The organism is Pseudomonas sp. PDM22 (assembly GCF_014851965.1).
Classification (GTDB): Bacteria; Pseudomonadota; Gammaproteobacteria; order Pseudomonadales; family Pseudomonadaceae; genus Pseudomonas.
Window position 1 is genome coordinate 1 of record NZ_JACVAR010000030.1, and the last position, 521, is coordinate 521.

General features: G+C 65.6%; 1 protein-coding gene. It reads right to left on the minus strand.

Annotated elements, in window-relative coordinates:
* Positions 1–521 (minus strand): Ig-like domain-containing protein (locus IB255_RS30495; protein WP_192211287.1); only part of this gene is annotated, 521 nt, incomplete at both ends.

The following is a 521-nucleotide window of genomic DNA, read 5'->3' on the forward strand; positions in this document are numbered from 1 at the left end:
GAGCTCCACGAAGGGCGCTTCCGGCGCCACGGTGTCGACGACGATGTCGATCACATGGACCGGCTCGCTGGGCTTCTCACCCGGAACTTCCTGGGTGACATCGATTTCATGCGGGCCGTCGGGCAGAACGGGCTTGAAGTCCCAGGTGCCGTCCGGCTTGACCACGGTACTGCCGATTTCGGTGCCGTTGTCGATGACGTGGATGATCGCGCCGGGGACGCCGTCGCCGGAAATGACCGGGCTCTTGTCGTCGGTCACGTCACCATTGTGCAGCTCACCCTGGGTCGGACCGACATTGTCGGTGGCCTTGTTGTTGGTCGGGGCCGGGCTGGTTTCAGGACCGTGGTGATGGCCGCCATTGTCCTTGTTGTGATGGATGATCGCGGCGGCGGCCGCGCCCACGCCAGCCAGGCCAAGCAGCCAGGGCCAGAGGACGAAGCCGGCGGCGTCATCGAAGGTGGAGGCCAGATAGGCCGCGCCATTACCCAGGGAATCGCCACCCAGGGCGATAGGCGCCGTGT